Here is an 8,543-nt window from a genome sequence, read left to right as displayed (position 1 = left end):
CTGAGGCGTATTCATTTGGTGCAGCGGACCGCTACGTCAACGGAACCGTCAACGGCTAAAACCTCGGGGCGCTGCCCCGAACCCTTACCGGGGGGGAGGAGGTGGGGGGGATGACCTCCCCCCGGACCCCCGTATGACCGTAAAGACCAGGGGATCCCCGTGGGGGAAAATCCCCCCCGGCCCCCCGTATGACTGAAAAGACCACGGAACGCCTGGGCGCGGTTCAGCTCCCGGCGGGGCTGTCGCTTTCGGCGAGGGACCATTTGCCCTGGTCGTCGACGGCGAGGATCTGAAAAAGCACCTTGGTGACCCGCATCTCTTCGATCTCCAGAATTTGCAGACGACCGTTGTCCAGCTTGACCACGTCGCCCACCTCGGGAACCCGACCCAGGCGGTTGAAGACCAGACCGCCAAGGGTGACGTAACCGGATTCTTTGGGGAAGGGGAAGTTGAGCGCCATCTCCAGGTCGGAAACCCGGGCGGAGCCGGTGATTTCCCACTGACTGCCCTGGAGTTTGCGCACGTTTTCCGGTTTGGCGAGGAGTTCGTCGCCGGGATAACGTCCCGCCAGCCGGGAGACGATGTCCGCCGGAGTGAGGATGCCCACCATGGAGCCGTGTTCGTTGACCACGACGCCGAACTGACGGCGGTTGTCGCGGAAATCCTTCCAGGCCTGACTGAGCTTGACGCCGGAAGGGAAGATCAAAGGATCGGTGCGCAGAGTGGCCTGAATGGGTTGTTCGAGAAAGAGGGGCAGATCGTCGCGATGCTCCTCGATCTGGCGCACCAGTCGTTTCATGAAGATGGTTCCGGCCACCTTTTCGCCGTCGAAGACGGGGTAGGTGTAGTGGCTGGTGCGGGCGAAGACGGCCAGGGCGTCGGCGACGGTGGCGGTGATGGGCAGACCGCGCACGTCGGGACGGGGGATCATGGCCTGTTCCACGGTCTCCTCGTCGAGTTCGAAGACGCCGGTGAGCATGCGGCCCTGATCGGCGGAGATGGTTCCGGAACTGGCGCTGGCGTTGACCACCAGGGTGAGTTCATCCTGGGACATGGAGGAGGAGTCGTGGCCGTGGCCGCCGTGGCCCACGATGTCGCCCTGGCCGCAAACCGTGAGCAGCCAGTTGGAGGCGTGGTTCATCAACCAGATGACGGGGATCCACAGGACGTAGAGCATGTTGACGATGCCGCCGACGGCGCAGCTCAACAGCTCCGCCTTGTGGTAGGCCAGCACCTTGGGGGCGAGTTCGCCGCCGACCACATGCAGGAAGGAGACGATGATGAAGCCCATGGTCAATCCGGCGATATCGCCCCAGACGGTGGCGGCTTCCGGAGTGGTGAACAGGACGAAAAGGCTTTGGAATCCGGGGGACATCAGCTCTTTGAAGGCGTCCATGCCGATGTAACCCAGGGCCATGGAGACCAGGGTGATGCCGATCTGGGTCACGGCGTAGAAACGGGTGGGTTCCTCATGCAGCAGTTTGACCATTTTGGCGCCCTTGTCGCCCATGTCGGCCAACTGTTTGATGCGACTGCGTCGGGCGGCGGTGATGGCCACCTCCGAGCCCACGAAGAAGGCGTTGCCCGCCACGAGAGCCAGGATTGCCACCAGCTTGCCCAATAAAACCACGTCCATCCCATTCTCCTTGCTTCAGGAAACGATCGATCCTCCCGTGTCCACCCGGACGGACGGGAACGACGCCGGCCCGCAGGGCCGAATCGTCCTCATGGCGGTGACCATTCCGGTCGGATGGTGATTTCCGATCCGGTGGACAACACGGTCATGGATCCGTTCCGTGATGGAAGCGGCTGGACGCGGGAAAGTCAAGGAGTGAATATGGTAAAATTAGCTTATATTTCAATATGTTAATTGCATATGGGCAATAAAATCCCCTGGCGGGGAACAGTATAGCGGGGTTAACTTAAGCCACGTTGAATTCAACCCGGATTCGTTTCAACGCAGCCCCGGAGGGGGCAATGGGGTGTTGTAACGGGGCGGGATCTCTCGCTATTCAATGAGGCATCCGGTAAAATAATGGTTTGAAACCCCGGTATTTTTTGAATGCTGAAAGGTGCTGGCGCGACTTCCGGGGGCGCCCGTCCCACCGGGGCGGTTCCGGGTTGAGGAAAAGCGCTGTCAGGCGGCGCGGATGTAGCGGATTCGGGAAGGGCAGGTATGGTTGGTGATTCCACACATGAAAACGGAGAGAGGCCATGATGCACTCCTACGAAGCGGAAGTCAGCGCGGATGGACAGGTTCGGTTGCGAGAACCGATGGTGTTACGGGGACGCCATCGTGCCGTGCTGACCGTGCTGGAGCCTCTGGAATCCGATGAGGTCGCCAGCGACGCCATGGAAGCTCTCCCCAACTGGCGGCGCTTTGCCGGGGTCATGAAGGAGTCGCCCCATTTCAACGGGGATCCTGTTTCCATCCAGAGGGCGATGCGCGATGAGTGGGATTGATTGGTTGCTCGACACCAGCTTGGTGATCGGTCTTCTCAAGGGGCAAGACGCTGCCATGGTGCTTGCCGAGGAGAAGAACCTGGTGTTGCAACGGACGGCGGTCAGCCAGATTACCCGGATGGAATTGTTGGGATTCCCGGAGTTGACCGAAGCGGAGGAGGCGGAGATTCGATCATTTCTTGATGCTTGCCAAGTCGTCTTGTTGGACGAGATGGTCGAACATCAGGCGATTCGATTGCGCCGAAGCGGGATGTTCAAGCTTCCCGACGCCATTATTGCCGCCACCGCACTGACGTTGAGAGTGCCATTGCTGACCCTGGATCGTGGGATGTCGGCTGCGATGGGGCGCATGGATGAGAAGGCATGATTAGGAACCCACGATGAAGTGCCAGGTTTGCGGTTCGGAGTTGGAAAGAACGGTGACCTGTTTGCCGTTCAAAACCGCCGAAGATTCCGACGTGATTGTGAAGAACCTGCCGGTGGCGCAGCGTGGTAATTGTCGGGAGTACCTGATCGAGGATGGTATCATGGCGCAAGTGGAATTGATTTTGGAGCGTATTGGACCCGCAGCCGAGCTGGAAGTGGTTCGGTATGCCGCATAGGGTGCATGGGGTCCGCAGTATTTCTTTGGCATGGGCCCGGGTGCAGCAGCCCGGACAGAAGCGTGATCGTGTTGAAGACCGTTGAAGCCGAGATCGGAGTGGATGGGCAGGTCCGGTTATGGGAGCCGCTCCCCTTGACGTGTCGCCAGCGGGCGGGGGTGACGGTACCGGAGTCGGTGCCGGATGATGCGGAAGAACAGCACAACCGGGCAGTGCTGCACGTTACCGAAAAGTCGTTGGCGCAGGATTGGGACCGTCCCGAGGAGGAAGAGGCATGGGCGTATTTGCAACCGGACAGGTAGTTCTGTTGCCTTTCCCTTTTTCCGATTTGAGTCGCAGCAAATACCGCCTGGCGGTGATACTGGCTGATGCCGGACGTGGAGACTGGGTTCTGTGCCAGATCACCAGCAATCCCTATGCGGATGACCGGGCGGTGGAACTGTCTCATGATGCGTTCACCAGCGGTGGGTTGCAGCGGGTCCGCTATGTCCGTCCCGGCAAGCTGTTTCCCGAGCGTTTTCATCGCACCATTGAAGAAAAGCATGTCGTGGTGCAGGAAGGTCTTGCGGCTCGGCGACCTGGCGGAATAAATCATCCGGCGAAGGAGGGGTGAGCTTGATCGACTATGACAAACTCAGAAAATTGCTCCAACACCTGGAGAGGCAATACGCCAACCATCAAGGGGCGCGACTGCGGCCCGAACTCACGGAGATTGACCGGGAGGCCATCGCGGAGTCGGTCATTCAGCGGTTCGAGACCTGTTACGATACCTTGTGGAAGGATCTCAAACGCCATCTGGTGGAAGGCCTGGGACTGCCGGAGGTTCCCAACAGTCCGAAACCCATCCTCCGGCTGGCGGGGCAGAACGATCTGTTGCCCTCTCCGGTGGAACAATGGCTGAAGTATGCCGAGGCCCGCATCGGCACCAGCCACGACAATAGCGGCGACAAGGCGGCCCAAGCGCTGGTGGTCATGGAGGCGTTCATTGCCGATGCCATCGGCCTTTACCGCACCATGACGGGAACCCCATGGAAATGAGCGGTCCGGGCATCACCCCGGAGCAAGGGGCGACGCTGCAGGCGCTGTTGCGCCGTTTTCTGCCCGGCGTGACGGTGTGGGCCTACGGCTCCCGTGTCAAGGGAACCGCCCGGCCTTACTCCGATCTGGATCTGGTGGTCTTTGCCACGTCCGCCCAACGTTCCCCGGTTGCGGAACTCCAGGAGGCGCTGGAGGAAAGCAACCTTCCCTTCCCGGTGGATGTTCTGGTCTGGGATGACCTGCCGGCAAGTTTCCATCGCAACATTGAGGAAAGGTATATCGTGTTGCAGGATGAAGGCGTGGCAAAACTCCCGCTGCCGAGCAGGAATCTATTTTAAATATTTTATCTATTAAGTATCAAAAAAAGAAAATATTATATCATTTGACTTTTTCATTATCTTTCTCTTGGATTTTTAATTAAATCCTGGAAATGTATTGCGCCTTGCACCCGGCAACCCGTATCCCTGGCCTTTCCGTCGACGGAAAGGCAGACGGGGCCTCGTTGTATCCCCCGGTGTGACACGGTTCTCCTCCTTTTGTCGGTATAAACTTTGCATGCATGGGTTCAGACCCCGGTTTGCCGGCAAGGCTTTCCGGTTGGGTCACACACTTGCACGTTCAGGGAAAGCTGGCATGGGTCGTTTTTGCCGGAGCAATAATGCATCGAACAGGATGGCGGGATGCCGGTTGGCGGTGGGGTCGCTGCTGCTGCTGAGTTCCTGCGCCACGCCCGAGCCCAAGCCCGGCGGCGAGTTCGCCATGGCTCAGAAGGCCTTGTTGGAAGATATCAAGGATTCCAGCCGCAAGACCCCGGCTGCCCCCGGCGCGGACGGCAGGCCCGTTCAACCCCGTGGAGCCGTTCCCCCGGAAGTGAGCCAGGCCCTGATGCCCGGTCTGGACATGCATCTGCAGAAGAAGGCCACCGACGTTCCCATTCTGGAAACCCGCTTCGATGTCATGGTGGACAACGCCCCGGCACGGGAGTTTTTCATGGGGCTGGTGGCGGAAACCCCCATCAACATGGTGGTGCATCCCGATGTGAACGGCAGCATCTCATTGACCTTGAAGGATGTCACCGTGGACCGGGTGGTGGAGACGGCCTGCAAGATGTATCAGTTCGATTGCCAGAAGGGGGTCAACGGTTTCGAGATCTATCCGCGACGCCTGACCACGCGCACCTTCAAGCTCGATTTTCTGCCCATGACCCGTAGCGGGCGCTCTCAGACGCGGGTGTCGTCGGGCAACACCCAGCAGACGCAGAGTACCTCCGGCACCGGCACCTCGGCGGCCACCTCGACCACCACCAACACCTCCGGCAGCGATGTCACCACCTCCAACGACGCCGATTTCTGGAAGGAGTTGGAGGACACCCTGCGGGTGTTTCTGGGGCTGGCTCCCAAGGTGACCACCACCACCGGTCAGTCGGGCGGTACGGCCCAGGTGCAACAGGCGGCGCAGACGCCCGCGCCGGCAACGCCGCATCTCGCGGCGGACGGCACGCCCATCAAGGATCCGGAATACCAGAAGGGGGTCATCGTCAATCGCCAGGCGGGGCTGGTGGTGGTGCGGGCCCATCCTGAGGATTTGCGAGAAATTGACAACTATCTGACACAATTGGCCCAGGGCGCCAAACGGCAGGTGATCCTGGAAGCCAAGATTTTGGAAGTGGAACTGAGCGACGGCTTTCAGTACGGCATCAACTGGCTGGCGGTGAGCCGGGGCTTGGGCAAGCAGCAGCCGCTGGCCAGCGAGCCCCGCAAGGGGACCACCATGACCGACGGCAGCGCCTCGTCGATGTGGGAGGCCAACCGGCCGGTTTCGGTTCCGGTGATCACGGATACGGCCAGCACGGCGCTGACCTATCAGGACACCATTCCCTACTGGAAGAATACGGCGGCCATTCTCTCCCAGGCTCAGGCCGGGGATCCCTTCGCTCTGGCCATGAAGGCCGGGGATTTCGTCGGGTTTCTCGATCTGTTGCGTCAGCAGGGCAAAGTTCAGGTTCTTTCCAGCCCGAGGGTGGCCACCACGAACAATCAAAAAGCCGTTATCAAGGTGGGTGAGGACGAGATCTTCGTCACCGACGTCAATATTTCCACCACCGAGTTCGGCACCAATCTGGACCCGACCTTCACCCCCTTCTTTTCGGGTGTGGCCCTGGACGTGACGCCGCAGATTGGCGACGATGGCGCGGTGACGCTGCACATTCATCCCATGGTGACGGAAGTGACCGACAAGGTGAAGACCTTCGCCTTCGGCACCACCACCCAGGTCTATCCGCTGGCCCTGGCCCGCAGCCGGGAAGTGGACAGCATCGTGCGGGTGAAGGATGGCGAGGTGGTGGTGATCGGCGGTCTGATGAAGCGCGAGATGAAGGACAGCGACGACAAGGTGCCCATTTTGGGGGATCTGCCCCTTATCGGACGTATGTTCGGACGGACCTCGCGCAGTTGGGTGAAGAACGAACTGGTCATCCTGCTGCGTCCACGCCTGGTGGTCAACAGCGAAAGCTGGCACGGCGTGGTGGAAGAGACGGCGGACCGGGTGAAGAGCATGACGCCGGAGCCGATGATCTGGTAGGCCGGGGCGGAGCAACACGAGAGCAGTCGGATGGCCTGTTCCCGCCGGGGGCTTGACAGAATCGCCTCTTTCGGATGAAGGTGGGAAGCAGTTCACATTCTTAATCATTGGGTGTGGCAACAGCGGCGGATGAGCCGACCGGGAAAAGGATCCAGCGGTGAGTACGATCAACCGGATACTGATAGGGCTTGCGAAAAAGTTGGAGGAGAAGGAGCCGCGCGTCGATCTGGAATACGATCCCCAGGCGCTCGGTCTGACCGTTCCCCCGATTTCGGCCTGGAGGCGCATTCGAGTCAGTACGTGGGTAATTTTCGGAGCCACGGTGGTTCTGATGGTGGTGGCCATTCCGCCGGCGCTGCAAGCCTGGATCGACACGCCCGGATATGTTGCCCCGCAGCCGTTGGTCCGACCGGTGGTTCGGGCGGATGAGGTGGTGCGGGCCCAAGCCCAGGCGGTACCGGTCGCGAAGCCTGCGGCCCAGCCGGTTGCCCAGGCGGTACCGGTAGCGAAGCCTGCGGCCCGGCCGGTTGCCCAGGCGGTACCGGTTGCCCAGGCGGTACCGGTTGCCCAGGCGGTACCGGTTGCCAAGCCTGCCCCCCAGCCGGAGGTGGTTGCCCAGGTCTCTTCCCCGGCGTCGGCCAGAGGTGGCCCCGCCATGGCCCCGAATCTCGATCCCAATCGCTGGCCCGGTGCGGATATGGAGCGCGGCAGGGTGGTTGCGGAAGCCCCTCGCGAGAGTGCGCCTGCTGCCCCGGCGCCAGTCGAGGCATCCGGCAAATATCCGGTTCACACCATTCAGGTGGCGGCTTTTCTGCAAGAGGAACAGGCCAAGAAGCAGCTCGCCGAGTTGCAGGAACGGGGTTACGCGCCCTATTTGCTGCACATTTTGGATAAAAGCGGGCGCACCTGGTACACGGTTTGTCACGGGCTGTTCACCGAGCGCCGCGAGGCCGACGCCATGGCGGGGCGCATGAAGGCCAAGGATTCTCTGAAGCCGATGATTCTGACCGTGGCCCAGGACGACTTTTTCCGTTTTCTGTCCCGGCAGGACCAGGATGCGGCGGCCCAGCGCATGGCGGGCCTGATGCAGGCCCCTGCGGAGAAGGCCATTCCGGAGAAGAAGGGCAAGGCGGTCAAAGCGGCGGAGCCGGTGGCCAAGGCGGCCCCGGTGGTTCAGGATTCCGCGGCGGCCCCGACGGCGAGTCCGACCGGCGGTCGCTTCGAGGTGCAGTTGGGGGCCTTCAAGGACGATCCGCCGGGAGCGCGCAACTATCTCAAGGAGATCGAGGCGCTGGGTTTTCAGGCCTCCATTCAGGAAGTGGCCAGCCGCAAATATCCGGGGGTCATCTGGCACACGGTGCGGGTGGGCCCTTTCCAGGAGCCTCGGGAGGCGCAGGCTTTCGTCACCCGTTTCAAGGCGCAAACCGGGCGTGATGCCTATGTGGCGGTGCATGGTTCCTTCCAGTCACCGGCCCGAATCGCTGCGGAGGCCCCGGTGACGGAGGAGGCCCCGGTGAAGGCTTCCGTGCCCGTGAAGACCCCCGAGCCGGTGAAGATGGCGGAGCCGGTGAAGGTTCCGGCCCCGGTGAAGACCCCCGAGCCGGTGAAGATGGCGGAGCCGGTGAAGGTTCCGGCCCCGGTGAAGGCTCCCGAACCGGTGAAGATGGCGGAACCGGTGAAGGTTCCGGTCCCGGTGAAGATCCCCGAGCCGGTGAAGATGGCGGAGCCGGTGAAGGTACCGGACCCCGTGAAGGCTGCCGAGCCGGTGAAGATGGCGGAGCCGGTGAAGGCTCCCGAGCCTCCGACCAAGCCCCAGGTTCTGGCGCGGATGCCCCCGGAGCCGGAAAAGATGGTGGAGCC

General features: G+C 61.4%; 10 protein-coding genes. 9 read left to right on the top strand and 1 reads right to left on the bottom strand.

Annotated features, from left to right (window positions below; translation table 11 throughout):
- Positions 1-223: 223 nt before the first annotated feature.
- On the bottom strand, positions 224-1,636 hold the full coding sequence (locus tag HQL56_10775; protein MBF0309999.1) for an HlyC/CorC family transporter: 1,413 nt from the start codon (positions 1,634-1,636) through the stop codon (positions 224-226).
- 578 nt (positions 1,637-2,214) lie between these two features.
- Between HQL56_10775 and HQL56_10770 the strand changes: the two genes are divergently transcribed.
- The 9 genes from HQL56_10770 to HQL56_10730 form a co-directional block, all read left to right on the top strand.
- The gene (locus HQL56_10770) at positions 2,215-2,463 is read left to right on the top strand and encodes a hypothetical protein (protein MBF0309998.1); all 249 of its coding nucleotides are present in this window, start codon (positions 2,215-2,217) and stop codon (positions 2,461-2,463) included.
- Positions 2,450-2,830, top strand: coding sequence for a type II toxin-antitoxin system VapC family toxin (locus HQL56_10765; GenBank protein MBF0309997.1), 381 nt, complete (start codon positions 2,450-2,452; stop codon positions 2,828-2,830). Before HQL56_10770 ends, HQL56_10765 begins: the two co-directional genes overlap by 14 nt.
- Positions 2,831-2,843: 13 nt before the next feature.
- On the top strand, positions 2,844-3,065 hold the full coding sequence (locus HQL56_10760; protein MBF0309996.1) for a YgiT-type zinc finger domain-containing protein: 222 nt from the start codon (positions 2,844-2,846) through the stop codon (positions 3,063-3,065).
- A 68-nt stretch (positions 3,066-3,133) separates the two neighbouring features.
- Positions 3,134-3,367, top strand: a complete 234-nt coding sequence (locus tag HQL56_10755) for a hypothetical protein (GenBank protein ID MBF0309995.1) — start codon at positions 3,134-3,136, stop codon at positions 3,365-3,367.
- The gene (locus HQL56_10750) at positions 3,340-3,678 is read left to right on the top strand and encodes a MazF family transcriptional regulator (protein ID MBF0309994.1); all 339 of its coding nucleotides are present in this window, start codon (positions 3,340-3,342) and stop codon (positions 3,676-3,678) included. Before HQL56_10755 ends, HQL56_10750 begins: the two co-directional genes overlap by 28 nt.
- A gap of 2 nt (positions 3,679-3,680) precedes the next feature.
- A complete protein-coding gene (locus HQL56_10745; GenBank protein MBF0309993.1) occupies positions 3,681-4,103 on the top strand; it encodes a nucleotidyltransferase substrate binding protein in 423 nt (140 codons plus the stop codon).
- The gene (locus HQL56_10740; protein ID MBF0309992.1) at positions 4,094-4,441 is read left to right on the top strand and encodes a nucleotidyltransferase domain-containing protein; all 348 of its coding nucleotides are present in this window, start codon (positions 4,094-4,096) and stop codon (positions 4,439-4,441) included. The genes HQL56_10745 and HQL56_10740 overlap by 10 nt, the downstream gene beginning before the upstream one ends.
- A 295-nt stretch (positions 4,442-4,736) precedes the next feature.
- Positions 4,737-6,683 (top strand): pilus (MSHA type) biogenesis protein MshL, encoded by a 1,947-nt coding sequence (gene mshL / locus HQL56_10735; protein MBF0309991.1) that lies wholly within the window; start codon positions 4,737-4,739, stop codon positions 6,681-6,683.
- Between the two features lie 157 nt (positions 6,684-6,840).
- The coding region (locus HQL56_10730) for an SPOR domain-containing protein (protein MBF0309990.1) at positions 6,841-8,543 on the top strand (1,703 nt) is incomplete at its 3' end.

This window comes from Magnetococcales bacterium (assembly GCA_015231925.1).
In the GTDB taxonomy this organism is placed as follows: domain Bacteria; phylum Pseudomonadota; class Magnetococcia; order Magnetococcales; family JADGAQ01; genus JADGAQ01.
Note: the sequence above shows the minus strand (reverse complement) of the source record. Positions and strands in the feature narration are given on the sequence as shown.